Source organism: Cupriavidus sp. JZ107, from assembly GCF_053903255.1.
Window position 1 is genome coordinate 1,482,054 of record NZ_CP096481.1, and the last position, 26,345, is coordinate 1,508,398.

General features: G+C 69.0%; 21 protein-coding genes. 5 read left to right on the forward strand and 16 right to left on the reverse strand.

Translation table 11 applies throughout. The features are described from left to right. Positions 1-42: 42 nt before the first annotated feature. The 7 genes from M1D55_RS16175 to mfd form a co-directional block, all read right to left on the reverse strand. Positions 43-1,674, reverse strand: a complete 1,632-nt coding sequence (locus M1D55_RS16175; RefSeq protein WP_456282592.1) for a PepSY-associated TM helix domain-containing protein — start codon at positions 1,672-1,674, stop codon at positions 43-45. Positions 1,675-1,684: 10 nt separating this feature from the next. Then, the gene (locus M1D55_RS16180; RefSeq protein WP_006576342.1) at positions 1,685-1,969 is read right to left on the reverse strand and encodes a hypothetical protein; all 285 of its coding nucleotides are present in this window, start codon (positions 1,967-1,969) and stop codon (positions 1,685-1,687) included. After that, positions 1,966-2,241: a hypothetical protein gene (locus M1D55_RS16185; protein WP_456282593.1), complete on the reverse strand. Its 276-nt coding sequence runs from the start codon at positions 2,239-2,241 to the stop codon at positions 1,966-1,968. The genes M1D55_RS16180 and M1D55_RS16185 overlap by 4 nt, the downstream gene beginning before the upstream one ends. Positions 2,242-2,558: 317 nt before the next feature. Continuing rightward, positions 2,559-3,413: a phosphoserine phosphatase SerB gene (gene serB, locus M1D55_RS16190; RefSeq protein ID WP_456282594.1), complete on the reverse strand. Its 855-nt coding sequence runs from the start codon at positions 3,411-3,413 to the stop codon at positions 2,559-2,561. Between the two features lie 196 nt (positions 3,414-3,609). Further along, positions 3,610-5,052 (reverse strand): amidohydrolase, encoded by a 1,443-nt coding sequence (locus tag M1D55_RS16195; RefSeq protein ID WP_456282595.1) that lies wholly within the window; start codon positions 5,050-5,052, stop codon positions 3,610-3,612. A gap of 183 nt (positions 5,053-5,235) precedes the next feature. Continuing rightward, complete coding sequence (argE, locus tag M1D55_RS16200; RefSeq protein WP_064573343.1) at positions 5,236-6,450, reverse strand: acetylornithine deacetylase; 1,215 nt, start codon at positions 6,448-6,450, stop codon at positions 5,236-5,238. Between the two features lie 255 nt (positions 6,451-6,705). After that, a complete protein-coding gene (mfd, locus tag M1D55_RS16205; protein WP_156526377.1) occupies positions 6,706-10,281 on the reverse strand; it encodes a transcription-repair coupling factor in 3,576 nt (1,191 codons plus the stop codon). Between the two features lie 116 nt (positions 10,282-10,397). On the opposite strand from mfd, the gene ispD reads away from it, so the two are divergent. Next, positions 10,398-11,189 (forward strand): 2-C-methyl-D-erythritol 4-phosphate cytidylyltransferase, encoded by a 792-nt coding sequence (ispD, locus tag M1D55_RS16210; protein ID WP_456282596.1) that lies wholly within the window; start codon positions 10,398-10,400, stop codon positions 11,187-11,189. Continuing rightward, positions 11,186-11,695 (forward strand): 2-C-methyl-D-erythritol 2,4-cyclodiphosphate synthase, encoded by a 510-nt coding sequence (gene ispF, locus M1D55_RS16215; protein ID WP_456282597.1) that lies wholly within the window; start codon positions 11,186-11,188, stop codon positions 11,693-11,695. Before ispD ends, ispF begins: the two co-directional genes overlap by 4 nt. Positions 11,696-11,790: 95 nt before the next feature. Here ispF and M1D55_RS16220 read toward each other — a convergent pair whose 3' ends face one another. The 5 genes from M1D55_RS16220 to ompR all read right to left on the reverse strand — a co-directional run bounded on the left by M1D55_RS16220 (position 11,791) and on the right by ompR (position 16,136). Further along, on the reverse strand, positions 11,791-12,366 hold the full coding sequence (locus M1D55_RS16220; protein ID WP_064573347.1) for a GNAT family N-acetyltransferase: 576 nt from the start codon (positions 12,364-12,366) through the stop codon (positions 11,791-11,793). Between the two features lie 181 nt (positions 12,367-12,547). After that, positions 12,548-13,069 (reverse strand): carboxymuconolactone decarboxylase family protein, encoded by a 522-nt coding sequence (locus M1D55_RS16225; protein WP_006576349.1) that lies wholly within the window; start codon positions 13,067-13,069, stop codon positions 12,548-12,550. A 110-nt stretch (positions 13,070-13,179) separates the two neighbouring features. Next, on the reverse strand, positions 13,180-13,728 hold the full coding sequence (locus M1D55_RS16230; protein WP_006576350.1) for a peroxiredoxin: 549 nt from the start codon (positions 13,726-13,728) through the stop codon (positions 13,180-13,182). Positions 13,729-14,048: 320 nt separating this feature from the next. Next, positions 14,049-15,398 (reverse strand): ATP-binding protein, encoded by a 1,350-nt coding sequence (locus tag M1D55_RS16235; RefSeq protein WP_006576351.1) that lies wholly within the window; start codon positions 15,396-15,398, stop codon positions 14,049-14,051. Between the two features lie 15 nt (positions 15,399-15,413). Beyond that, positions 15,414-16,136 (reverse strand): osmolarity response regulator transcription factor OmpR, encoded by a 723-nt coding sequence (ompR, locus tag M1D55_RS16240; protein WP_006576352.1) that lies wholly within the window; start codon positions 16,134-16,136, stop codon positions 15,414-15,416. Between the two features lie 204 nt (positions 16,137-16,340). On the opposite strand from ompR, the gene M1D55_RS16245 reads away from it, so the two are divergent. Beyond that, positions 16,341-16,730 (forward strand): hypothetical protein, encoded by a 390-nt coding sequence (locus M1D55_RS16245; RefSeq protein WP_456282598.1) that lies wholly within the window; start codon positions 16,341-16,343, stop codon positions 16,728-16,730. Between the two features lie 247 nt (positions 16,731-16,977). On the opposite strand, the gene M1D55_RS16250 is transcribed toward M1D55_RS16245, so the two are convergent. The 4 genes from M1D55_RS16250 to hpnC all read right to left on the reverse strand — a co-directional run bounded on the left by M1D55_RS16250 (position 16,978) and on the right by hpnC (position 21,621). Next, positions 16,978-18,240 carry a Zn-dependent hydrolase gene (locus tag M1D55_RS16250; protein ID WP_456282719.1) on the reverse strand — a complete coding sequence of 421 codons (1,263 nt, stop codon included), beginning with the start codon at positions 18,238-18,240 and terminating at the stop codon, positions 16,978-16,980. Positions 18,241-18,289: 49 nt separating this feature from the next. Then, the gene (gene hpnE, locus M1D55_RS16255; RefSeq protein ID WP_456282599.1) at positions 18,290-19,828 is read right to left on the reverse strand and encodes a hydroxysqualene dehydroxylase HpnE; all 1,539 of its coding nucleotides are present in this window, start codon (positions 19,826-19,828) and stop codon (positions 18,290-18,292) included. Next, positions 19,801-20,637, reverse strand: coding sequence for a presqualene diphosphate synthase HpnD (gene hpnD / locus M1D55_RS16260; protein WP_456282600.1), 837 nt, complete (start codon positions 20,635-20,637; stop codon positions 19,801-19,803). The genes hpnE and hpnD overlap by 28 nt, the downstream gene beginning before the upstream one ends. Positions 20,638-20,733: 96 nt before the next feature. Then, entirely contained in the window at positions 20,734-21,621 is an 888-nt protein-coding gene (hpnC, locus tag M1D55_RS16265; protein WP_456282720.1) for a squalene synthase HpnC, read from the reverse strand. 469 nt (positions 21,622-22,090) lie between these two features. Between hpnC and M1D55_RS16270 the strand changes: the two genes are divergently transcribed. Together M1D55_RS16270 and M1D55_RS16275 are read left to right on the forward strand one after the other, a co-directional pair. Next, positions 22,091-23,224 (forward strand): efflux RND transporter periplasmic adaptor subunit, encoded by a 1,134-nt coding sequence (locus M1D55_RS16270; protein WP_456282721.1) that lies wholly within the window; start codon positions 22,091-22,093, stop codon positions 23,222-23,224. A 10-nt stretch (positions 23,225-23,234) separates the two neighbouring features. Next, positions 23,235-26,342: an efflux RND transporter permease subunit gene (locus tag M1D55_RS16275; RefSeq protein ID WP_456282601.1), complete on the forward strand. Its 3,108-nt coding sequence runs from the start codon at positions 23,235-23,237 to the stop codon at positions 26,340-26,342. Positions 26,343-26,345 lie beyond the last annotated feature (3 nt).

Below are 26,345 nucleotides of genomic sequence, written 5' to 3' on the forward strand. Positions count from 1 at the left end.
GCGACGATCAGCCCTGGCGCGCCCGGTTGGGCGCGAAGGGAATTACGGCGTGTCGACCACGGGCGGCGCCGACGGCCCGGGATCGCCGCGGCTCGGGCGCGGCGCCCATACCGAGTCCGCCGGGCCGGTGCGGGCGCGGCGCTGCGTGGCGCGCGCCAGCGCGACGAAGCCCACCGCGAACACCAGCGCGCCGATGTCGAAGCCCGCCACGGCCCATTCGCCGTGCTGCACGCTGCGCAGCAGATGGTCGCCGGTCAGGATCGCGTTGGCCACCGGCACCACCAGATAGGCAAGCGCCGCCGCGTACAGCAGCTCGATTGCCGCGCGCACCGGCGGGCGCAGCAGTGCCCACGCCAGCGCGGCGAAGAACACCGGGAAGTAGACGAACGACGACGGGCGCTCGGGCCACAGCAGCGCGCCGGTGAAGGCCACCGCCACGCCGACGCAGCAGCCGATGCAGACGCCGACGGTCGCCTGCGCCAGCAGCCGGTGCACGCGCGGCTGCTCGGCCTGGCGCGCCTTGCGCCGCGACTCGATCCACAGCAGATTGCCCGAGTAGAACAGGAAGGCCCCGGCCAGCCCGGCGATCAGATAGACCAGCCGCAGGGCCAGGTCGCCGTAGGTGCCGAAATGCAGCGCGAACAGCGCGCTGTACAGGCCGTGGTTCGCGTCGCGGCCGCTGGCGGTCTGGTTGGCGATCACGCGGCCGCTGTCGGGCTGGCCCGCGGCGGCGTGGATGCCGACCGAGCCGAAGTTGCCGAGCGCGCGCTCGCTGTCGCCGCGCACCTCGATCAGCGCATTGGCGTCGCCGACGCGCTGGTAGCGCACCGAATTGGGCTTGAAGCCCTCGCCGGCGGTGCGCTGCGCGATCTCGATCAGTTCGCGTGCCGGCATCAGCGGGGCCGGCTTGCCGGCCGCCTGCACCTCGGGCACCGACGACATCGCGGTCGGCAGCGCCGACATCAGCTTGCCGTCGAAGGTCAGCACGTTGAAGGCCATCGCCAGCGTCATCGACACGCAGAACAGCGCGCCTGTGATCGCGATGACCAAGTGGAAGGGCAGGCTGAACAGGCCGATCACGTTGTGCGCGTCCATCCAGAAGCGCTTCAGGTTGCGGCCCGGGCGCACGGCGAACAGGTCCTTCTTCAGCCGCGGCAGGTGCAGCAGCACGCCGGAAACGAGCGCCAGCCCGTATAGCACCGACACCACGCCCATGAAATGCATGCCGACCTGCATCGGCAGGCCCAGCGTGTAGTGCAGCGCGTTCAGGAAGTTCGACAGCTCGCCGCGGACGCCGTCCAGCGAGGTGTCCTGTGGCGAGGTGCGTCCGGCGCCGAGCTTTTCCTCGTTGGTGGTCTGCCACTCGCCCTTGGCGTCCATCCAGTAGGCGGTGGTGTGCGGCTCGCCTTCGGTCGGCAGGCCGATATAGACGCTGGCCGCCGCCTCGGGATGGGCCTTGACCAGCGTGGCGACGAAGCGGTCCAGGTCCTCGGGCGAGGACTTGGCGGCGGCGTGGGTCTCGCCGCGGATACGCGCCGGCGACTGCCACTCGTGCAGCTCGTGGTGGAACACGGTGATCGCGCCGGCGAAGAACGCGATGAACAGGGCCCAGCCGGCCATCAGGCCGACCCAGGTATGCAGCGTCTGATAAACGCGCAGCGTTGCAGCCTTCATGGGGGACTCCTTACGCGGCCGCGCCGGGCACGGCCATCAGCCGCCATCCCCACAACGCACCGAAACAGATCAGGTTGGCCGCGCCCAGCCAGAGCCAGGCGGCGCGGCTGCTGGAAAACAGCAGGCTGGTGCTGATGATCGCGACCCATAGCGGCAGGCTGGCGGTCACCGCGCCGATGATGCCGCTCTGCCAGCCGCCCGGCAGCCACAGGATGGCCAGCGTGCAGACCGCCAGCGACAGCGGAAAGCCGAGCAGCGTGCCGGCCAGCCATTTGGTGCCGATGCCGCCGTTCATGCCGCCTCCTCGCCGCCGCGGCGCTTGTGCAGATAACAGCCGAGAAAGGGCCACAGCGACAGGCCGGTGCCGAGCGTGGCCAGCGTCGCGGCGATGGAGGAGGGCCAGCTGTGCTCGGCCGACCAGCCGACCGCACCGGCCGAGGTCAGCACGACGCCGAGCCAAACCATCATCCGGCGTTGGGAAGGCTGGCGCAGCAGCACCTGGTTGGGACCGGCCAGATACAGGCAGGCAGCGCCCGCCAGGCCGAGTAGAGCGGCAAAGAGTTGCATCGCCAATATTTTGTTACCGAATTCAAAACACAAATGGTAATGATTCGTATTTGACGATGCAAGTTATTGATATTGTTTGCAATGTATTGATAGTCGGGTGAGAGGGGCGGCTTGCCCTCTCCCCCAGCCCCTCTCCCGCAAGCGGGAGAGGGGAGCCGGTTGGCGCAGGCGGGGAGTGTTACGGACACGAGATCGGTTCGCCGACACCAACGGCGTTCTCCCTCTCCCGCTTGCGGGAGAGGGTTGGGGAGAGGGCAATGCGGCCTGGGAGAACTACAGACGCCAGGCTGGCCGGCAGCGAAGCCCGCCGAGAAGCGTCAACCCGCGAACAGATTCAACAACCCATCGAGTCCGACATGGTTGAACGCCACGCTGGCCTGCGCGCGTACCACCGGCTTGGCGCGGAAGGCGACCGACAGGCCGGCGATCGCCATCATCTTCAGGTCGTTGGAGCCGTCGCCCATCACGATGGCCTGGCGCGGGTCGGCGCCGATCGCTTCGCAGGTCTCGCGCACGGTGCGGGCCTTGACCTCGGCATTGACGATCTCGCCTTCGACGCGGCCGGTCAGCTTGCCGTCGACGATCTCGAGCGTATTGGCGCGGGTGAAGTCCAGGCCCAGCCGGGCCTTGAGCTTCTCGGTGAAGTGCACGAAGCCGCCCGATACCAGCAGCGTCCGCAGGCCCGCGGCGCGCGCGGCCTGCAGCATCCGCTCCGCGCCCGGCGACAGCCGCAGCCGTTCCTCGTAGACGCGGTCCAGCACGCTGGCGTCGAGACCCTTCAGCAGCGCGACGCGGCGCCGCAGGCTTTCGTTGAAGTCGGTGATCTCGCCGCGCATCGCGGCCTCGGTGATCGCCGAGACCTCGGCCTTCAGCCCGCAGAAATCGGCGATCTCGTCGATACACTCGATCGTGATCAGCGTCGAATCCATGTCCATCGCCACCAGCCGGAAGTCGGACAGCTTCCGGTGCGTCGGCAGCACCGCCCAGTCGAGCCGGCGCGGCTCGCAAAACGCCTCCAGCGCATCGCGCAGCCGGTCGTCGAGCGGCGCGCAGGCCTCGGCGGTGGCGACGGTGTCGCCGCGCAGGCTCAGGCCGGGCGCGTCGGCAAGCGAACGCAGCGCGTCGATATCCTGAGGGGCGATGGGTTGGAGGCTTTGGACGATCAGGGGCATGGGAAATCAAGTCTTGCGTCGTCCCCGCGAAGGCGGGGACCCAGCGGCTTGTTGAACCGGCAGCGGCCAGGAGGCCGCTGGGCCCCCGCGTGCGCGGGGGGCGACAGGAACGCGCGGGGCCGACGGTGCCGGGGCAGGGGCGGCGGTGAAAGGACGCTATTGTAATCGTCCCGCGCCTGTCCCTGCGCCATGCCGATCAGCGCTGCGCCATGGTCATGTAGTCGACCGTCAGGTTCGACAGCGCCCGCACGCCATGGATCAGCGCCGGCTCATCGACGTAGAACTCCGGCGAGTGGTTCGACGGCGCCTTGGTGACATCGGTGCCCTTCGGCGTCACGCCGAGATTGAAGAACAGGCCCGGCACCTTTTCCTGGTAGAACGAGAAGTCCTCCGACGCGGTGGCCTTGGGCGCCAGCATCCAGTTGCCGTCGCCGGCCACGCGCTTGAGCGTCGGCGCCATCTTCTCGGTCAGCGCGGGCTGGTTGACGGTCGCGTTGTACAGCTCGACCACGCGGAAGGTCGCCTCGGCGCCGGAACTGGCCGCGATCGACTCGGTGGTGCGCTTCATCCGCGCATGGATGTCCTTCTTCATGCCTTCGTCGTAGGTCCGGATCGTGCCCATCATCTCGACCTTCTCGGGCACGATGTTCATCCGGTTGCCGCCGTGGATCGTGCCGACCGTGATCACCGACGGCTCCAGCATCGCATTGACCTGCCGGCTCTGGATGGTCTGCAGACCGAGCACGATCTGCGACGACACCACGATCGGGTCGATGCCACCCCACGGGCGCGCGCCATGGGTCTGGCGGCCCTTGACGTCGATCCAGAACTGGTCGGCCGCGGCCATCGCCGGACCGCTGCGCCAGGCCAGCTTGCCCGACTCGATGCCGCTGCTGACATGCAGGCCGAAGATCGCATCGACCTTCGGGTTCTCCAGCACGCCCTCGGCCACCATCTGCTTGGCGCCCCAGATATTGGTGCCGTCCGGCTCGATATCGGCCGGGCTTTCCTCGGCCGGCTGGAAGATGAACTTGACGGTGCCGGGCAGCTGGTCCTTCATGCCGGCCAGCACCTCGGCGGTCGCCATCAGGATCGCGACGTGGGTGTCGTGGCCGCAGGCGTGCATCACGTCGACCTCCTTGCCGAGGTACTTGCCCTTGGCCTTCGAGGCGAACGGCACGTCGACGCGCTCCTTGACCGGCAGCGCGTCCATGTCGGCGCGCAGCGCCACCACCGGTCCCGGCTTGCCGCCCTTGAGCAGGCCCACCACGCCGGTCTTGGCGACGCCGGTCTTGACGTCCATGCCGAGCTTGCGCAGATGGTCGGCGACCAGCTTCGCGGTGCGCGTCTCGTAGTTGCCGAGCTCCGGATGCTGGTGGATGTCGCGCCGCCAGGCGATCAGCCGCGCCTCGGCGGCCTTGGCGCGCGTCTCGATCTGCGCGTGCAGCGCAGGGTCGCCGGTGCTTGTCGCGCTTGCCGTGTTTGAAGACGGGGCCGGCGATGCGGTCTGCGCCATTGACGGCGAAAGCAGGGCCGAGCCGCACAGCAGGCCGGTGGCCGCTGCCAGCGCCGAGAGGGCGGCTGGCAGCGTCAGCAAGCGTTGGGTGCGGGCGGGAGCGGGGGAGCGGCGTGCTGCCATGTCGAGTTCTCCTTTGGTGTCGTTGTGGTTGGTGTTGCGGTGCATGCTGCAACGGGGCCTCTGCGTGCCCCTTGTCGATCCGGCCGGACCATGCGCGGCCCGGCCGTTCAGGCCATCGGTGAGGAAGCGCGATGCGCTTCCGGGGACTGGTGTCTTCGGTGTCCTGGCGTTGGACGGGAGCCGTCAGGCCGCGAGGCGAAGGCTGTCGACGACCTTGTGCAGGAAGGCCTCGCATTGCGCGAGCTGCTCCAGCGCGACGAACTCGTCGGCCTTGTGGGCCTGCTGGATGTCGCCGGGGCCGCAGACCACGGCCGGGATGCCGGCGCGCTGGAACAGGCCGCCCTCGGTGGCGTAGGCCACCTTGCTGATCGCGTTGTCGCCGGTCAGCGCGCGCACCAACTGCGTGATCGCATCGCGCTCGGCGGCGTCGAGCGCCGGTGCCGCGGCGATCCGCGTGATGCTCAGGTCCGCGTCGGCATGCTCGGCGCGCATGCGCGGCAGCAGCACATCGTTGGCATAGGCCTCGATGCGCGCGCGGATCGCTTCCGGATCGACGCCCGGCAGGTTGCGGTACTCGAACACGAACTCGCACAGCGCGGGAATCGTGTTCAGCGCGATGCCGCCCTGGATCGTGCCGGTCGACGCGGTGGTGAAGGGCACGTCGAACGCATCGTCGTAGGGCCCCTTGGCGCGGAACTCGTCGGCGAGGTCGCGGATGAAGCAGATCAGCCGCGCCGCGTATTCGATCGCATTGACGCCGCGCGGGGTCAGCGAGGAATGCGCGGCCTGGCCCTTGACGCAGCAGCGATAGGCGTTGATGCCCTTGTGCGCGACGATCACGCGCATGCTGGTCGGCTCGCCGACGATGCAGCCCGCGGGCTGGATGCCGCGCTCGCGCAGGTCGTCGATCAGATAGGGGGCGCCCATGCAGCCGACTTCCTCGTCGAACGACAGCGCGTAGTGCACCGGTTCGCGCAGCCGCGCCTGCAGCAGCGTGGGCAGCAGCGCCAGGCTGGTGCCGATGAAGCCCTTCATGTCGCAGGCGCCGCGGCCGTACAGCCGGCCGTCGCGCAGCGCGGGCCGGAACGGATCGGTGCTCCAGTCCTGGCCGTCCACCGGTACCACGTCGGTATGCCCGGACAGCACGATGCCGCGCTGCTCGCTGCCGTCGGCGGCGGGCACGATGACATGCAGATTGGCCTTGTTGCGCTGCGGGTTGTAGCTCAGGTGGGGCTTCAGGCCTTGCGCGACGAAGTGGTCGCGCACCGTTTCGATCAGGCCGAGATTGGACTCGCGGCTGGTGGTGTCGAACTCGATCAGCCGGCGGGTCCAGTCGAGGGCGGAGTGTTCGGGGGCATCGGCGAGGGCGTCGGCGGGGGCAGGGGTATGGGCAGGCATGCGGCAGGATCACGCTGTTGGATGTCCGATCCTACACCCGGATATGTGGTGGGGTCCACTTTGCCCAGTGGGCGGCCCTCTCCCCAACCCTCTCCCGCAAGCGGGAGAGGGGGCCGAACGCGAGCGCTTCAGCTGCGGCCTTCGCTGCAGAACTCCTGCGCCCGATTGCAGGCAGGACGCTTCCCTCTCCCGCCTTACGGGAGAGGGTGGGGGACAGGGCAACCGCCGCCCGTCATCCCACAGCCCATCATCCGCTCAAGCCAGCTGCCGCAGCGTCTGCTTGATCGTCTGCGCGCGCACCGCCACGTCCGGCATCTTCGCCTCGATGCGCAGCTTGTCCTGGCCGGCCAGCTTGATATGCCGGTTCTTCTGCACCAGGTCGATGATGCGGATCGCGTCGATCGGCGGGTTGGGCACGAACTGCACGCTGATCGAGGCCTCGCCGGCGTCGATCTTGCGCACGCCCAGCGGCACCGCGGCGATGCGCAGCCGGTGCGTCTCGATCAGCGCCTGCGCCTGCGCCGGTGGGCGGCCGAAGCGGTCGACCAGTTCCTCGTGGATGTCGTCGACCTGCTCGGGCCGCTCGCAGTTGGCCAGCCGTTTGTACAGCGACAGCCGCTCGTGCACGTCGGTGCAGTAGTCGTTCGGCAGCAGCGCCGGCGTGCCCAGGTTGATCTCGGTGGTGGCCGCCAGCGGCGCCATCAGGTCCGGCTCCTTGCCGGCCTTCAGCGCCTTGACCGCGGCGTTCAGCATGTCGGTGTACAGCTGGAAGCCGATCTCGTGGATCTCGCCCGACTGCTTGTCGCCCAGCACCTCGCCGGCGCCGCGGATCTCGAGGTCGTGCATCGCCAGGTAGAAGCCCGAGCCCAGTTCCTCCATCTGCTGGATCGCCTCGAGCCGCCGCTGTGCCTGCTTGGTCAAGCCTTCCGGATCGTGCACCAGCAGATAGGCATAGGCCTGGTGATGCGAGCGGCCGACGCGGCCGCGCAGCTGGTGCAGCTGCGCCAGGCCGAACTTGTCGGCGCGGTGGATCAGGATCGTGTTGGCGGACGGCACGTCGATGCCGGTCTCGATGATCGTCGTGCACAGCAGGATATTGGCGCGCCGCGCGACGAAATCGCGCATCACACGCTCGAGCTCGCGCTCGTGCATCTGTCCGTGCGCGACCGCGATGCGGGCCTCTGGCACCAGCTCGGCCAGCCGCGCGCGCTTGTTCTCGATGGTCTCGACCTCGTTGTGCAGGAAGTAGACCTGGCCGCCACGCTTGAGCTCGCGCAGGATCGCCTCGCGCAGCACGCCGTCTTCCTCGCGCCGCACGAACGTCTTGATCGCCAGCCGCTTCTGCGGCGCGGTGGCGATCACCGAGAAGTCGCGCAGTCCTTCGAGCGCCATGCCGAGCGTGCGCGGGATCGGCGTCGCGGTCAGCGTCAGCACGTCGACCTCGGCGCGCAGGGTCTTCAACGCCTCCTTCTGTCGCACGCCGAAGCGATGCTCCTCGTCGATGATGACCAGGCCCAGCCGCTGGAAGCGCACGTCGTCGGACAGCAGCTTGTGCGTGCCGATCACGATGTCGACGGTGCCGTCGTTGATCTGCTTGATCGCGGCCTCGACCTCCTTCTTCGTCTTGAAGCGCGACAGCTCGACGATGCGCACCGGCCAGTCGGCGAAGCGGTCCGACAGCGTCTGGAAATGCTGCTCGGCCAGCAGCGTGGTCGGCGCCAGCATCGCGACCTGCTTGCCGCCCATCACCGCGACGAAGGCCGCGCGCAGCGCCACCTCGGTCTTGCCGAAGCCGACGTCGCCGCAGACCAGCCGGTCCATCGGCTTGCCCGAGGTCATGTCGGCGATCACCGCCGCGATCGCCGCGGCCTGGTCCGGCGTCTCCTCGAAGCCGAAGCTCTCGGCGAAGGTCTCGTAGTCCTTCGGCGACAGCGCGAACGCATGGCCTTCGCGCAGCGCGCGGCGCGCGTACAGGTTCAGCAGCTCGGCGGCGGTATCGCGGATCTGCTGCGCGGCGCGGCGCTTGGCGCGTTCCCACTGGCCCGAACCGAGCGAATGCAGCGGCGCGGTCTCCGGGTCGGCGCCCGAATAGCGCGAGATCACATGCAGCTGGTGGACCGGCACATACAACTTGCTGCCCTTGTCGTAGTCCAGATGCAGGAATTCCTCATCGCCCTGGCCCATGTCGAGCGTGACCAGGCCCTGGTAGCGGCCGATGCCGTGCTCGCTGTGTACGACCGGATCGCCGATCTTCAGCTCGGCCAGGTCGCGCACCATCGCGTCGACGCTGCTGGCCTGCTCCTGCTTGCGGCGGCCGGCGCGGCGCGCGGTATTCGCATAGAGCTCGGCCTCGGTGACGAAGGCGAGATCGGGATGGCCGTCGGCACCGGGCAGCACGAAGCCGCTCTGCAGCGGTGCCACCGCGATCGCGAACGTCGCGTCGCTGGCGAGGAAGGCCGCGCAGTCCTCGACCGGGTGCGGACGCAGGCCGCTGTCGGCGAACAGCTGCAGCAGCGTCTCGCGGCGGCCCGCCGAGTCGGCGCACATCAGCACGCGTGCCTGCTTGCGCAGCAGCAGCGCCTCCAGGTTGACCAGCGGGTCCTCGGCGCGGCGATTGACCGAGACGTCGGGCAGCGCGGCCGACAGCGGCGCTGCATCGGCGCCGGCCGGGCCCTGCTGCAGCACCAGCCGCGCCAGCGGCTTGGCGGCGGTAAAGAACTGCTCTTCGTTCAGGAACAGCTGCGCGGGCGGCAGCAGCGGCCGTTCGCGGTCGTGCCGCATGAAGTCGTAGCGCTGCTGCGTATCGGTCCAGAAGCGGCGGATCGCGTCGTCGATCGCGCCGACATAGGCCAGCTGCGTGCCGGCCGGCAGGTAGTCGAACAGCGTCGCGGCCGACTCGAAGAACAGCGGCAGGTAGTACTCGATCCCGGCCGACGGCACGCCGTTGCCGATGTCCTTGTAGATTGGCGACTTGCTCGGGTCGCCCTCGAACACCTCGCGCCAGCGGCCGCGGAACGCGGTGCGCGCGGCCTCGTCCAGCGGAAACTCGCGGCCGGGCAGCAGGCGCACCTCCTTGACCGGATACAGGCTGCGCTGCGTGTCCGGATCGAACGCGCGGATCGTCTCGATCTCGTCGCCGAACAGGTCGATCCGGTAGGGCAGCGCCGAGCCCATCGGGAACAGGTCGATCAGGCCGCCGCGCACGCTGTATTCGCCGGGCCGCATCACCGCGCTGACGTGTTCGTAGCCGGCCAGCGTGAACTGCGCCTTCAGCGCGGCCTCGTCGAGGCGTTCGCCCTGCTTGAAGAAGAACGTGTAGGCGGCCAGGAAGGCCGGCGGCGCGAGCCGGTACAGCGCGGTCTGCGCGGGCACCAGCATCACGTCGCACTGGCCCGTCTGGATATCGTGCAGCGTCGCGAGGCGTTCGGACACCAGGTCCTGGTGCGGCGAGAAACTGTCGTAAGGCAGCGTCTCCCAGTCGGGCAGCACGCGCACGCGCAGCTCCGGCGCGAACCACGGGATCTCGTCGGCCAGCCGCTGCGCGTCGACCGCGTTGGCGCAGATCACCGCCAGCATCGGCATCTGCCCCTTGTCGTGATGCGCGCGGGCATAGGCGGCCAGCGCCAGCGCATCGGCCGAGCCGTGCAGGCCGGCGATCTGGTGGCGCTGGCCCGCCTTGATCAGCGGTAGCTGAGTGGAAACGGGAAGCGCGGAAAGCGAGTTGGCGTCGGACATAAAAGCGGTTCGGATCAAACGACGACGCCCCGCCGGCAGCGCGGGCGGGGGTGTCGAGAAGAGGGTCGTATTATAGAATGCGCAGCGCCCGGCCATCGGGTGCCGCTTTGATGCGGCCTTCGGTGGCGCAGTCGGTGCCGCAGTCGGTGGCCCAATTGGTGCCGCCCCATTCCGTTATCCGCGTTATCCGCCTTGTTCCGCCAGTCCGCCGCATGTCCGAACGACGATTTGCCCTGATTCCCTGTGCCGGCAGCGGCAGCCGTGCGGGCGCGGGCCTGCCCAAGCAATATCGCGAGCTGGCCGGCCATCCGATGATCTGGTACGCGCTCGCCGCGTTCTCGGCGTGCGAGTCGATCAGCGCCACCGCGCTGGTGCTGGCGCCCGACGACCTGCCGCTGGAGGCGCGCTTCGGCTCGGCGGCCTTTGCCGGATTGCGCTTCGATACGGCCTTCGTCGGCGGCCAGTCGCGCCATGAATCGGTGCTGAACGGGCTGCGACATCTGGTCCAGCTGGGCGCCGAGGATCAGGACTGGGTGCTGGTCCACGACGCCGCCCGCCCCGGCCTGACGCCGCTGATGATCGATACGCTGATCCGCGCGGTCGAAGGGGACGATGGCGATGGGCCCGACGCGGCGATCGGCGGCATCCTGGCGGTGCCGGTACCCGACACGCTCAAGCGTGCCGAGGCGGAACCGCTGCATCCCTCGCAGCCGTCCCGCATCGGCGGCACGGTGCCGCGCGAAGGGTTGTGGCAGGCGCAGACCCCGCAGATGTTCCGCGTCGGCGTTCTGCGCCAGGCGCTGGAAGACGCGCTTGTCAGCGGCGCGGTCGTGACCGACGAGGCTAGCGCGATCGAGCGGCTCGGCCTGAAGCCACGGCTGGTCAACGGCTCGCTGCGCAATTTCAAGGTGACCTATCCCGAGGACTTCGGGCTGGCCGAAGTCCTGCTCGGCGGCCCGTCCGCCGCCGCTTCTTCTGGTTATTCTGGAGACCGATCGCGATGATGCCCTTCGATATCCGCGTGGGACAAGGCTACGACGTGCACGCGCTGGTGCCGGGCCGCAAGCTGGTGCTCGGCGGCGTGGAGATTCCTCACGACCGCGGCCTGCTCGGCCATTCCGATGCCGATGCCTTGCTGCATGCGATCACCGACGCCTTGTTCGGTGCCGCGGGCCTGGGCGATATCGGCAGGCATTTCCCCGATACCGATCCCACCTTTGCCGGCGCCGACAGCCGCGCGCTGCTGCGCGAGGCGGTGCGACGAGTGCGCGAGGCCGGCTATGAGGTCGGCAATGTCGATGCGACGGTGATCGCCCAGGCGCCGAAGCTGGCGCCGCATATTGGCGCGATGGTGGCCAATCTGGCCGAGGATCTGGGCATCGCGGCCGGCCGCTGCAACGTCAAGGCCAAGACCAACGAGAAGCTGGGCTTCGAAGGGCGCCAGGAGGGGATTGTCGCGCAGGCGGTGGTGCTGCTGTGGCGCGGCGCGATCGTCGCGCCGCAGGACTGAGCGCCGGCGCGTCGAGAGCGCGTCGAGAGCGCGTCGAGAGCGCGGCGAGAGCGCGGCGAGAGCGCGGCGTCGTGGTTTCGGCGCGATGCGTGCCGCTACAGGCCCGGCTGCGGCGCGTCGGCTTCCTTCGGCTCGATCGCGTAGACGTAGTCGACCAACCGTTCCAGCGGCCCCGAACGCGCCCCGGCCTCGGTCCGCTTGACGAAGCCCATCTGCTGGCACAGGCGGTTGGCGGCACCCATTTCCGGCATCGTGCGCACCACCAGCGCCTGCGCGCCGATATCGCGCGCACGCTCGATGCAGATCTGCATCAGCGTCCGCCCGAGCCCCAGCCCGCGTGCCTGCGGGCTGACTGACAGCAGTCGCGCCTCGGGCAGGGCCAGTGTCACCGTGCTGCCGTCCAGCGCCTGCAGCGTCGCGCCCGGATGGCAGAACAGCACCGCGCCGCTGATGCCGTGATCGGCCTCGGCGACCCACCATTCCATGTCGGACGTTTTGGTCGCGAGCACCGAACGCATGCCCTGCTGGAACGACGCGCGGCAGTCTTCCATGATCTCGAGCTCGTACTGCGCATACGCTTCCTGCGTGACCGCGGCGATCTGGCCCCAGTCCGAAGCGGTGGCGAGGCGATAGTGGAAATGCGGCGAGGAGGGCGAGGGCAGTTGGCTCATGGACGGTCCGCGAAGCAGAATCTGCCTCGATTGTAGGCCGGACCGTGCACAAATGCAGTCGGAGAAATGCGGACGCGCGGTGGCGTCGGCGCGCCGGAAATGACGATGGCCGCGCGGGGCGGCCATCGATCATCCGGGATGCCCGCGTGCGCGGGACCCGGTCAGGACTCGCGGTCCGACCTTACTCGGCTGCGATCACGTTCGCCGCGGCGGTGATCACGGCCGCGATCCGGCCGACATCGCGCAACTGCTGCGAGGTCATGCCTTGCTCGTTCTTCAGCAGCTCGTAGTGCGAGCGGATGCAGAAATGGCACTTGCCGACGATCGACGCGGCCAGCGCGTACATCTCGAAGCGGCGCTTGTCGACGCCGCCGTGGGTCGCATACGCGTTCATGCGCAGGCCCGCGGGCTGGCTGGCCAGATCGGGATCGGCCGCCATCTCGACATACGGATACCAGACATTGTTCATGCCCATCAGCGCGGCCGCGGTCAGCGCGCCGTTCAGCTCTTCGGGCGACAGCACGCCGGCGTTGCGGATCGCGTCGACGATGATCTTGCTCTTGGCGGCGAAGGCGGCGGCCAGCGCCACGCCCACGGCATCGTTGCCCTCCAGCGAGGAGCGTGCGATGGTGCCGTCCAGGTTCAGGCGAATGTCCTTCGCATAGTCGGGAATGAGATTCTTGATCGTATTAAGGAATTCCATCAAATTCTCCTATCGCTTTGGGCGGAAAAAACCCGCGTCAGCGGGTTTCGGTGCGCACTGGGGCGCGGTTGCCGGCGGCGGGGCCGCCGGCAACATCGACGTCGCGCGAATTACAGCGTCGCGCCGCCGACCGCGCGGTTGCACGGGCACAGCTCGTCGGTCTGCAGGCCGTCCAGAATGCGCAGCACTTCTTCCGGGTTACGGCCGACGTTCAGGTTGTTGACCGACACGTGCTGGATCGTGTTGTCCGGGTCGACGATGAAGGTGGCGCGCAGCGCAACGCCGGCTTCCTTCTCGCGCACGCCCAGCTGGTCGACCAGCGAGCCGGTGGTATCGGCGAACTGCCACGAGTTCAGCTTGTTCAGGTCCTTGTGTTCACGGCGCCATGCCAGCTTGACGAACTCGTTGTCGGTCGAGCCGCCCAGCACGACAGCGTCGCGATCGGCGAAGTCCTGGTTCAGCTTGGCGAAGGCCACGATCTCGGTCGGGCACACGAAGGTGAAGTCCTTCGGGTAGAAGTAGATGATTTTCCACTTGCCTTCGAACGACTTCTCGGTGATGTCTTCAAAGGCCGACTGGCCGTTTTCTTCGTGGGCGTTGAAACCCGGCTTGACACCGACGACGTGGAACGGTTCGAGCTTGTCACCAACGGTCTTCATGGACTTCTCCTGGATACGGTTGAACAGACGCCAGCGCGGCATGACAAACGACCATCGTCGAAGACGACTTCCTCGGGTCCTTGCGCATGCCGCGCAACGAATGGGAAGTATGCAGCATCCTGCTCGGCACGGCTAATTGAAAATCTCAAAGAGCCCGATAGGCGAGGGACCCGCAAGGGACGGCGCGAAGCGGCGCGGTGCGCCGGCTCGCGGCCATCCGGCAACGATACACGATTGCGAAGACGGAACGGCGACGCGGGGCACTTCGGGTGCGTTTCAGGTGCGCTTCCCGCGCGTTTCGGGCGCCTTCCGGACCCGCCTCACGCGCGACGGAAACACGCGCTGACGACCAGCCCGCTGTCCGGCGCCGGACGATTGGTCAGCACCAGGCGGCCGCCATTGCGCTGCATGATGCGGTTGACGATCGACATGCCGAGCCCGGCGCCCTTGGCCTCGCTGCGCGCCGCGTCGAGCCGGTAGAACGGCCGCGTCAGCAGCGGCAGCTGGGCGTCGGGCACGCCGTCGCCGCAATCGGCCACCACCAGCATCGCCTCCTTGTCGTGATTGCGCGTGGTGATGTCGACCTCGGCGATGCCGCTGTCCGGATCCTTGGCATAGCGGCGCGCGTTCTCGACCAGGTTGTCGAGGATGCGCTGCACCTCCATCCGGTTAGCCATCGCCATCACCGGCTCGGGCGCATGCACGCGGATGCGGATGTCATCGTGCGCGGCATAGACGTTGACCGCATCGCGCACCAGCGACGACAGGTCGACCGGCTCGCTGCTCTCCTGCGCGGGCCGCGCATAGTTCAGGAACTGGCCGATGATCGCGTCCATCTGCTCGATGTCGGCGATCATCGCCTCGCGCGTGCTGTCGTCGACCGGGGACATCTCGGTCTCGAGCCGCAGCCGCGTCAGCGGCGTACGCAGGTCGTGCGAGATGCCGGCCAGCATTACCACGCGATCATCGTCCAGCTGGCGCAGGTCGCGCACCATCTGGTTGAAGCTGTGGTTGGCCTGGGCGACCTCGCTGGCGCCGCGCTCGGGCAGCGGCGGCGGATCGCCGCCCGAACCGATCGCACGCGCGGCATCGGCCAGCCGCTTGAGCGGCCGGTTGACCCGCGCGGTGATGAAGGCCGCGCCGAAGATCGACAGCAGCAGGGCGGCCACGGTCCACCACAGCCATTGCAGCCCCGGCACGCGCTCGAAGCGCTCCGGGCTGATGGCGACCCAGTAGTCGTCGCCCTCGATCTCGAAGCTGACCCAGACGCCGGGAATGTCGTTGACCGTGGTCGCGATCACGGTATCGCCGCCGAGCCGGCCGCGGATTTCCTGCTGCACCAGCTGGGTCAGGAAGGGATTCGCGGTGGGCGTGGTGAAGTCGTCGTCGCGCTCGCGCGGATAGACCTTGATGCCTTCGTTCTGCACCAGGTCCAGCAGCAGGAAGCGGCGCCGCGCGGGGTCGGAATAGAGCAGGGCCGCGCGCGTCAGCTTGACCACGCTGACCACCTGCATCGCGATCTGCTGCGCGCGCGGGGCGCGTTCGAACAGCCGGTAGCTCTGGAACCAGATGCCCAGCGAAATGGCCAGCAACAGCGCGATCAGCATGAAGGTCCGCCAGAACAGCGAACCGAAGAAACGCGTGGCCGTGCGGCGGATCACAGTCGCCACGATAACGGCCGGGACTTATTTCACGCCATCGGGAATGAAGACGTAGCCCAGCCCCCAGACGGTCTGGATGAAACGCGGATTGCCGGGATCGGGTTCGATCAGCTTGCGCAGGCGCGAGATCTGCACGTCAAGGCTGCGGTCGAACACTTCGTATTCGCGGCCGCGCGCCATTTCCATCAGCTTCTCGCGCGACAGCGGCTGGCGCGGATGGCGGGCGAACACCTTGAGCACCGAGAACTCGCCGGTGGTCAGCGTGATTTCCTCGTCGTTCTTGGTCAGCGTGCGGGTGGCCAGGTTCAGCACGAAGTCGCCGAAGGCGAAGGTCTCCGGCGTTTCCGACGGGGCGCCGGGCACTTCGGCCGGGCCCTTGCGGCGCAGCACCGCGTGGATGCGCGCGATCAGTTCGCGCGGATTGAACGGCTTGGGCAGATAGTCGTCGGCGCCCATTTCCAGGCCGACGATGCGGTCCACGTCCTCGCCCTTGGCCGTCAGCATGATGATCGGCGTCTGGTCGTTGGCGCCGCGCAGACGGCGGCAGATCGACAGGCCGTCTTCGCCCGGCATCATCAGATCGAGCACGAGCAGGTCGAAACGCTCGCGCAGCCAGAGCTTGTTCATGGCGGTGGCGTTTTCCGCGACCAGCACGGTAAAGCCTTGCTCGCCGAGATAGCGGCGCAGCAGATCGCGGAGACGGGGGTCGTCGTCCACGACGAGAATCTTGTGGCTGGTATTTTCCATGGCGCTAATCTTAGCGAGTCTCGCTAGGGGTCAAAATGGCTTAACAAAAGGTTACATACTTTACCTTGCGGCTCGCCAAGTGCACAGCGGGCAGCGTTTACACTGCGCGCTGCCCGCAAAGGGCAAATCGGTCAGCCTCGATCCGGGAGCCTTGGCGTCGTCCAGCGGTAGCCCGAGCGGCCAAGCCCCAGACCGCCATTATCAATGAAAGCGAAATCCACCCGGTCCGAACCGCGCCGCGCCTCCGGCGCCCGACGCCGTGTCGCCGGAGCCCTGCTTGCGCTGCTGCTGCCGTCGATGCTGCTGCATGCCGCGAGCGCGTCCGCGCAGTCGCCGGGACTCGGCGCGCTGCTGCAGGGACACGGGCGCCATCCGGGCCGGGGCGGGGAGGGCTATGCGGGCACTCCGGGTCATGCGCGCCACGAGCGCGAGCGCCCGTCGCCGCGCGAAAGCCGGGGCCGCACCAACCGCCAGCGCGCCGAGCGCGACGCCGCCGAGCGGCAGGGGCGGGGCGGCAAGCTGTCCGCCGACGAGCGGCGCAAGCTGCGGCAGAGCCTGTACGACATCGGCAGGGAGATGTACCACGGCAATTGAGCGGCAAGGCAAAGGAAAGCTAGCGGTTGCAGCAGTGCCCGATGTTTTTCTCCCCTCTCCCGCTTGCGGGAGAGGGGCGGGGGAAAGGGAGCAGCCGTTCCAAAGCGTACGTCGTCAGCCAGGACGTACGCCCTTGCCCTCTCCCCCAACCCCTCTCCCGCTCGCGGGAGAGGGGAGCGACAGCTCTTTCTCCGCGGCTTCCTGCAAGAGGTAGAGCGCAGCGACGGCCCGCTCTCCGCGTCTGCGCTCACCGCCCCTTGAAATGCCGCAGGAAATCGACGAACACCTCCGCCGCCAGCTGCGCGTCCTCCGCGGTAATGGTCTCCAGCGGGTTGTGGCTGATGCCGCCGTTGCCGCAGCGGACGAACAGCATCGCCACGTCGGTGATCCGCTGCATCATCATCGCGTCGTGCCCGGCACCGGACGGCAGCTCGAAGCCCTGCAGGCCGCGCTTGTTCAGCACCGCCGCGAATTGCTCGCGCAGCCACGGCGCGCACGGCGCGTTGTTGACCGGCGGCACCCGTTCCACCTCGGCACGCACGCCGCGGCGCGCGGCGATCGCCTCGATGCCGGCGACGATATCGGCGATCGCGGCCTCGCGCACGGCGTCCTCGCCGGCGCGGATATCCATCGAGAAGTGACACGCGGCGGGAATCACGTTGCTCGAGCCGTTCGGCACCTGCAGCTGGCCGACCGTGCCGACCAGCGTCGGCGCCTGCGCGCAGCGCGACTCGACCAGCAGCACCATCTCGGCGGCCGCGGCGGCCGCATCCTTGCGCATCGTCATCGGCGTGGTGCCGGCATGGCTGGCCAGGCCCTCGACCCGCACCTGAAAGCGGCTGCTGCCGGCGATCTGCGTGACGATGCCCAGCGGCAGGTCATGGTGCAGCAGCACCGGTCCCTGTTCGATATGGACCTCGACGAAGGCGAGCAGCGTCGCCGGGTCGACCGCGGCCGCGCGCAGCGCCTCGGGATCGCCGCCGCCCGGCAGACCGGATTGCGCCAGCACCTGCGCCAGCGTGATGCCGTCGGCGTCGGCGCGCGCCAGCAGCGCCGGGTCGAAGCGGCCGGCCAGCACGCTGCTGGCCAGGAAGCTGGTCTTGAAGCGCAGCCCCTCCTCCTCGGCGAAGCCGACCACCTCGAAATGGTAGGGCAGCCGGATGCCGGCCTCGTTCAGCGCGCCGACCACCGCGATCGGCAGCAGGATGCCGAGCCGGCCGTCATAGCGCCCGCCGTTGCGCACCGTGTCGAAGTGCGAACCGGTCATCAGTACCTTTGCATCCGGGCCGGCGGACGGATCGGCCTCGTAGCGGCCGATCACGTTGCCGATCGCATCGACGCGCACCTGCATGCCTGCCGCGCGCATGCGCTCGGCCAGCATCGCAGCGGCGGCGCGATGGGCCGGCGTCAGATAGGCGCACGTGAGGCCGCCCTCCATATCGGAGAAGCGCGCGAGCGCATCGGCGGCATCGAGAATGGACTGGCCAAGGGAAGGAGAGGGGGAATGCATGTGCTGGCTCTTCGGTACGTCGATGGGAAGGAGGGTCATGCGGCGAACGTCATGCCGTCTCGGCGGACGGCACGCGCTCGCGCTGCAGCAGCGCCGCGGCCGCCGAGCCGCTGCGCGTCGCCGCTTCGATGGTGGCTGGGTAGGGCCCATAGGCGCCGTCGCGCCCGTCGGTATAGTCGCCGGCCAGCGCCAGGCGCGGCACGCCGATATCGTTGCCGGGACGCGCCAGGCCCGGCACGCAGCGGAACGTGGCCAGGCGTTCGGCGATCACGAATTCGCCGCGCGCATCGGCAAGGCGCGCGGCATCGCCGATGCAGGGCGCCAGTTGCGCGGCAAGCTGCGCGCGCACGCGCCGCGCCAGTTCCGCCTGCGGCATCGCTGCGGCATCGTCGGCCGCGCTGATCACGACCGACCAGACGTTGTCGCGGTCCGGCGCGGCCGATGCGTGGGGTTCGGTCGACAGCGCGGCGCGATCGAAGACGAACTGACCCGGCGCGGCGGCGCTGGCGTCGAGCGCAAGAAACGGACGCGGCAGGCGCAGCGCGCCGACGTTCAGATACAGCGTGACGATCGGCACATGGTCGAACGCCTGCAGCTTCGCCGCGGCCGCCTGCAGCGCGGGCTGGTGCGAGCGATTCGTGATCTGCGCCAGCAGCCGCGCCGCCTGCCGCGGCGCGGTGGCGATGACCAACTGCGCGACTTCCTGCTGGCCGGCACCGGTCTGCAGCAGCCAGCCGTGCTGGGCTTGCGAGATCTGCTGTACCGCGGCGCCGGTCCGTACCGTGCCGCCCGCGGCAACGATTGCCTGCGCGGCGGCCTCGGGAAACAGCCGGCTCAGGTCCCGGCGCGGAACCAGCATGTCGCTGTCGCCGCGCGCCGCCAGCAGGCTGTCGCGCAGCACGCGGCGGAATACGCGGGCATCGGCCTGTTCGGCCGGCGTGTTCAGCGCGGCCACGCACAGCGGGAACCACAGGCGTTCCCGCAGCGACGACGGTGCCTGCGCCAGCCACGCGGCGACGGTCTCGCCGGTGGTGTTGGCACCCGCGCCATCGGTATCAGCAGCATCGTCGTCATCGCCGGTGGCGCGCAGCCGCGACAGCGCCCGCGCCAATGCCGCGCGCTCGCGCCAGCCCAGTCCACGGGCGGTCAGGCCCATGCCGAGCAGATGCCAGGGCGCCGGCAGGCGCGGCGCCTGCAGCTGCCAGCCATCGGCATAGGCCATCTGCAGCGGCAGCCGCAGCAGCGCGGCATCGGGATCGACGCCGGCGCGGCGCATCAGCGCGAGGGTATGGCGATAGGCGCCGAGCAGAAGATGCTGGCCGTTGTCGAGTTCGCCTGCCACCTGCGGATGACGCCGGGCGACGCGGCGCGCGCGGCCGCCGAGCACCGGCGCGGCCTCGAACACGTGGACCACGCGGCCGGCCTGCGCCAGTTCCAGCGCGGCCGCCATGCCGGCCCAGCCGCCGCCAATGACGCCGACCGCGCCGGCCGCGCCGGCCGCGCCGCCGGTCCGCGGCGACGTTGCGTCGGGCGTGGCGGTGCGTTCCGCCATCGCGAGGTTCAGCGGTTGCGTATCCACGTCTTCCATGCGATCCACAGCTTGCGCATGGGTGTCAGCGAAATGCGCTGGTTCAATACCTGGAAGCCGCTGGCCTCGATCTCGTCGAGCAGGGCGTGGTAGATCGCGCCCATCAGCAGGCCCGCGCGCTGGGCGCGGCGGTCCGTCTCGGGCAGCAGCGCCAGCGCCTCGCGGTAGAAGGTGCGCGCGCGTTCGGCGTGATACTCCATCAGCGCGACGAAGCGCGGCGAATGGCGGCCCTGCATGATGTCGGCGGCCGGCACTTCGAAGCGCTGCAGCACATTGACCGGCAGATAGAGCCGGCCGCGCCGCGCGTCCTCGCCGACGTCGCGGATGATGTTGACCAGCTGCAGCGAGCGCCCCAGTTTCTCGGCGAATTCGAGCGTGCGCGGATCGCGGTAGCCGAAGATGCGCGCGCTCATCGTGCCGACCACGCCGGCCACGCAATGGCAATAGCGGTCCAGGCCCGCCTCGTCCAGATAGCGCGTCTGCATCAGGTCCATCTCCATGCCCTCCAGCACCTCGGCGAGCATCGGCTGCGTCAGGCCGCAGGAGGCCAGATGCGGCTGCAGCGCGAGCGTGGTCGGATGGGTCGGTTCGCCGGCGAACAGGCGCTTGAGCTCGCCGTGCCACCAGGCCAGCTGCTGTTGGGCGACGGTCAGGTCCTGGGTCTCGTCGACGACGTCGTCGACCTCGCGGCACCAGGCATAGAGCGCGGTAATGGCGCGCCGCCGTTCCGGCGGCAGGAACAGGAAGCTGTAGTAGAAGCTGGAGCCGCTCTGGGCGGCCTTGTCTTGACAGTACTGGTCGGGCGTCAAAGCGGTCTCGCGCTCGCTAGGGGACACACTCGGTGGAGTCGATCGGCGGCTCGGTCCGGGGGCGATCCCGGAATCCATCCGGGCTCGATCCCGAGTTCAATGAACGGGCTTGCTCGGCGCGGTGCCACTCCGGTAGCGCGCTGCCGCCCGCCATGCCAGCAGCAGCCAGTCGGCGGGCCCGAGCGTCGGACGGCGCCGGAAGACATCGTAGCCGACGGCCTCGATGCGTTCCAGCACGCGCAGGCCGCCTTGCACCACCAGCCGCAGCTCCCAGCCGATACGCCAGTCCACCGTGCGAGGCAGGTCCAGCGCGAGCGAAGCGCCGGATTGTAGCATCGCCTCCGTGCGGACCTTCAGCTCCTCCATCAGCGCTAGCCAGCGCACATCGCAGCGGCCCTCGGCCAGCGCGTTTTCGTCGACGCCGTGGCGCGCCATCGCGTCGGCGGGCAGGTAGATGCGGCCGCGCGCGAAGTCGATCGCGACGTCCTGCCAGAAGTTGACCAGCTGCAGGCCGGTGCAGATCGCATCGGCACGCGCGAAGCGGTCCGGCGTGGCCGCGCCGTACAGATGCAGCATCAGCCGGCCCACCGGATTGGCGGAGCGGCGCGAATAGTCGAGCAGGCTGTCCCAGTCGGCATGGCGGTGCACGGTCACGTCCTGCCGGAACGCGTCGAGCAGATCGTGGAACAGCGGCAGCGGCAGCCGGTATTCGGCGATGACCTCGGCCAGCGCGCGCATCATCGGCGTACCGGGATCGGTGCCGGCGGCGATGCGTTCGAGCGCATCGGACAGGGCGCCGAGCGCGGCCAGCCGCTCGGCGGGCGCCGCATCGCCCTCGTCGGCCAGATCGTCGGCGGTGCGGGCGAAGCGGTAGATCACCGCCACTGGCCGGCGCAGCGGCCGGGGCAGCAGCACGCTGGCCACCGGAAAGTTCTCGTAGTGGTCGACGGCATAGCCTTCCGCGGCCGCGGGGGCGTCCGGCATTGACGCCGGCATCGGGGACGGCGTTTGCGGGGTATCGGCGGAAGGCGCGTCGGGCTTGGACATGGCGGCAGCATTGTAACCACGCGGCCTGCTTGAGAGGGCATCCGGGGGCGCCCTGCACCCTACCGAGTGGGGGCGTCTCGACACGCAACACGCGCCAATTGGGGCCTAAATCGATCGTTTCACCCCCCAAATGGGGTGGTTCGTCGCGTCGCGTTTGACGCACCCCGAAGGGGTCGATATATTGCTGACCGGCCGGTTATTTACTGCCGGACCCGCCGTCCCTCGGGCGGCGCCATTGTCGTGTCGCGCGGCAGCGTTGCAGCTCGCCGCCAGTCCGGCCGTGCCGGCGCGCGTCGCCCCTCGTCATGCCGTTGCACCCGTCTTATCGCCATCCATGCCAGTGCCTTGTCCCGGGCCGGAAGTCGCGGCCGTCAACGCTTTGAAGCCCCTGCCGTCGACCGTCGGCATGGTGTTGCCGTTGTTGCTTGCCCTGCTGGTGCTCGGCGGCTGCTCGCGCGAGGCCGAGCGGGCGCCCGACGTCCGGCCGGTGCGCCTGCTGCAGCTGCAGTCGGCCACCGGCCAGTCCGCGTATGAGTTTTCCGGCGACGTGCGGCCGCGCATCGAGTCCCGGCTCGGCTTCCGCGTCGGCGGCAAGATCGCCGCGCGGCTGGTCGACGTGGGCGCGACGGTGCGGCGCGGGCAGCCGCTGGCCCGGCTCGATCCGACCGACCTGAACCTGGCCGAGCAGGGCTCCCGCGCGCAGTACGAGGCGGCGCGAACCGATCGCGACCTGGCGGCGGCCGACCTGAAGCGCTACAACGATCTGTTCGCCAAGGGCTTTATCAGCGCGGCCGAGCAGAACCGTCGGCAGGCCAGCTACGAGGCCGCCGCCGCGCGGCTGCGCCAGGCCGAGGCCGCGCTGCGCGAGCAGAGCAACCAGACCGGCTATACGGTGCTCGCTGCCGATGCCGACGGCGTGGTTACCGCAATCGACGCGGAAGTGGGGCAGGTGGTCAGCGCCGGACAGTCGGTGGTGCGGGTCGCGCAGACCGCCGAGAAGGAGGTCGCGATCGGGTTGCCCGAGGATCAGGTCGACTGGCTGCGCGACATCCGCGACGTCAGCGTGCGGACCTGGGCCGAGCCGGAGCGCAGGCTGCCGGGCCGCGTGCGCGAGATCGCGGCGGCCGCGGATCCGGTCACGCGTACCTACGCGGCACGCATCACGGTGCCCAATCCGCCCGCCGACCTGAAGTTCGGCATGACCGCGATGGTCACCTTCGTGCGGACCGGCGCATCGCCCGCGGTGCGCGTGCCGCTGACCGCGCTGTTGCAGCAGCAGGGCACCAACCAGGTCTGGGTCTACGACGGCGCGGCCGGCACGGTACAGCCGGTCGCCGTCACGCTGGGCCAGCCGATCGGCAACGAGATCGAAGTCAGCAGCGGGCTGCGTCCCGGCCAGACCATCGTCACCGCGGGCGTACATTTGCTCAAGCCGGGCCAGAAGGTGCGGCCGCTGCAGACCATAGCGCCAGCGTCGGCACCGGTTCCGACTGCCGCCCCTGCAACCCCTCCGGCCAGCGCCCCGGCCGCGCGCAGCTAAGGGCGCCGCGATGGAGCATTCCCGATTCAACCTGTCGCGCTGGGCGCTCGAGCACCAGGCGCTGACCCGCTATCTGCTGGTGGTATTGCTGCTGGCCGGGCTGATGTCGTACTTCCAGCTGGGCCAGGACGAGGACCCGCCGTTCACCTTCCGCGTGATGGTGGTGCAGGCCTTCTGGCCCGGTGCCACCGCCGAGCAGATCGCGGTGCAGGTCACCGACAAGCTCGAACGCCAGCTGCAGGAGGTGCCGTACGCGGACAAGATCCGCAGCTTCTCCAAACCGGGCGAGACCACGGTGATCTTCCAGCTGCGCGACGATGCGCCGGCCAAGGAGACCGCGCAGATCTGGTACACGGTGCGCAAGAAGATCGGCGATATCGCCGGCACGCTGCCCGCCGGCGTGCGCGGGCCGTTCTTCAACGACGAGTTCGGCGATGTCTACGGCACCATCTATGCGCTGTCGGCCGACGGCTTCACCTACAAGGAGCTGCGCGAGTACGCCGACCTGGTGCGGCAGCAGTTGCTGCGCGTGCCGTCGGTGGCCAAGGTGTCGCTGATCGGGCTGCAGGACGAGAAGATCTATATCGAATTCAATCAGACCCGCTTCGCGCAGCTCGGCCTGGACCTGAACGCGATCGCTGACCAGATCGCCGAGCAGAACAACCTGACCGCCAGCGGCGTGCTGGTGACGCCCAGCGACAACGTGCAGGTACGCGTGTCGGGCCAGTTCGCCGATGTCGCCGACCTGCGCAACATGGTGCTGCGCGGCCCCAATGGCGCGGCCAACATCCGGCTCGGCGATATCGCGCGGGTCTATCGCGGCTATGTCGATCCGCCCGCCCCACGCATGCGCTTCAACGGCAAGGACGTGATCGGCCTGGGCATCTCGATGGAGAAGGGCGGCGACATCATCGCGCTGGGCGAGGCGCTGCGCGCCGAGGCCGACGCGCTGCGCAAGCAGCTGCCCGTCGGCATCGAGATGGAGCAGGTGCAGGACCAGCCCGAGGCGGTCAAGCGTTCGGTGGGCGAGTTCGTGCGCGTGCTGATCGAGGCCGTGGTGATCGTGCTGGCGGTCAGCTTCATCTCGCTGGGCCTGCACACGAAGCCGCTGCGGCTCGATGCGCGTCCCGGCCTGGTGGTGGCGCTGACGATCCCGCTGGTGCTGGCGGTCACCTTCCTGTTCATGAACGTGTTCGACATCGGCCTGCACAAGGTATCGCTGGGCGCGTTGATCATCGCGCTGGGCCTGCTGGTCGACGACGCGATCATCGCGGTCGAGATGATGGTGCGCAAGCTCGAGGAAGGCTTCTCCAAGATGGAGGCCGCGACCTTCGCCTATACCTCGACCGCGATGCCGATGCTGACCGGCACCTTGATCACCGCCGCCGGTTTTCTGCCGGTGGGGCTGGCGCGTTCGACGGTCGGCGAATACACGTTCGCGATCTTCGCGGTGACGGCGCTCGCGCTGGTGCTGTCGTGGCTGGCGGCGGTCTATTTCACGCCGTACCTCGGCTACCTGCTGCTGAAGGTCAAGCCGAGCGAGGGCGGCCATCACGAGGTGTTCGACACGCCGTTCTATGCGCGCTTCCGGCGCGCGGTGGACTGGTGCGTGGACTGGCGCAAGACCGTGATCGCGATCACGCTGGGAACCTTCGCGCTTGGCATCTTTGCCTTCCAGTTCGTCGAGAAGCAGTTCTTCCCCGATTCCAGCCGGCCCGAGCTGATGGTCGAGATGTGGCTGCCCGAAGGCGCCAGCTTCGCGCAGAGCGAGGCCGAGGCCAGGCGCTTCGAGGCGGCGCTGCGCGGCGATGCCGATGTCGGCAGCATCACGACGTTCGTCGGCACCGGCGCGCCGCGCTTCTACCTGCCGCTGGATCAGATCTTCCCGCAGAGCAATGTGGTGCAGCTGATCGTGCTGCCGGTCGACGTCGAGGTGCGCGAGCGGCTGCGCCAGCGCATCATCGCGCTGCTGGCGAGCGACTTCCCGCAGCTGCGCGGCCGCGTGAAGCTGTTGCCGAACGGGCCGCCGGTGGCCTATCCGGTGCAGTTCCGCGTGATCGGGCCCGAAGCGGCGGCGGTGCGCCGGATCGCCGACCAGGTCAAGGCGATCATGAGCGCGAACCCGAACACCGTCGGCGTCAACGATAACTGGAACGAGAACGTCAAGGTGCTGCGCCTCGACATCGACCAGGAAAAGGCCCGCGCGCTCGGCGTGACCACCAATGCGATCGCCCGCGTCACCCAGACCGTGCTGACCGGCGCGCCGGTCGGGCAGTATCGCGACGGCGACAAGCTGATCGACATCGTGATGCGCTCGGCCAAGGACGAACGCGAGGCACTGGCCGATCTGCACAACGTGCAGGTGCCGACGAGCAGCGGCCGCGCGGTGCCGCTGACGCAGGTGGCTCGCATCGGCATCCGCTCCGAGCCGGGCATCGTCTGGCGCGAGAATCGCGATTTCGGCGTGACCGTGCAGGCCGACGTGGTCGACGGTATCCAGGGGCCGACCGTGACGGCGCAGATCGATCCGCAGCTCGACAAGCTGCGCGCCGAGCTGCCGGCCGGCTACCTGATCACGGTGGCAGGGGCGGAGGAGGAGAGCGGCAAGGCCGGCGCGTCGATTGCCGCGCAACTGCCGCTGTGCGTGTTCCTGATCTTCACGCTGCTGATGCTGCAGCTGCATAGCTTCTCGCGCGCCGTGATGGTGTTCCTGACTGGCCCGCTCGGGCTGATCGGCGCCGCCGCGACGCTGTTGCTGCTGCGCTCGCCGATGGGCTTTGTCGCGCAGCTCGGCATCACGGCGCTGGTCGGCATGATCATCCGCAACTCGGTGATCCTGGTCGACCAGATCGAGCAGGACATCCGCGCCGGCGTGCCAGCCTGGACCGCGATCGTCGAGGCCGCGGTACGCCGCTTCCGGCCGATCATGCTGACCGCGGCGGCCGCCGTGCTGGCGATGATCCCGCTGTCACGCTCGGTGTTCTGGGGGCCGATGGCGGTCGCGATCATGGGCGGGCTGATCGTCGCCACGGTGCTGACCCTGCTGTTCCTGCCGGCGCTGTACGCCGCCTGGTTCCGCGTGCGGCGGCCGGAGCAGGGCAGTGGCGTGATGGCCTGATGG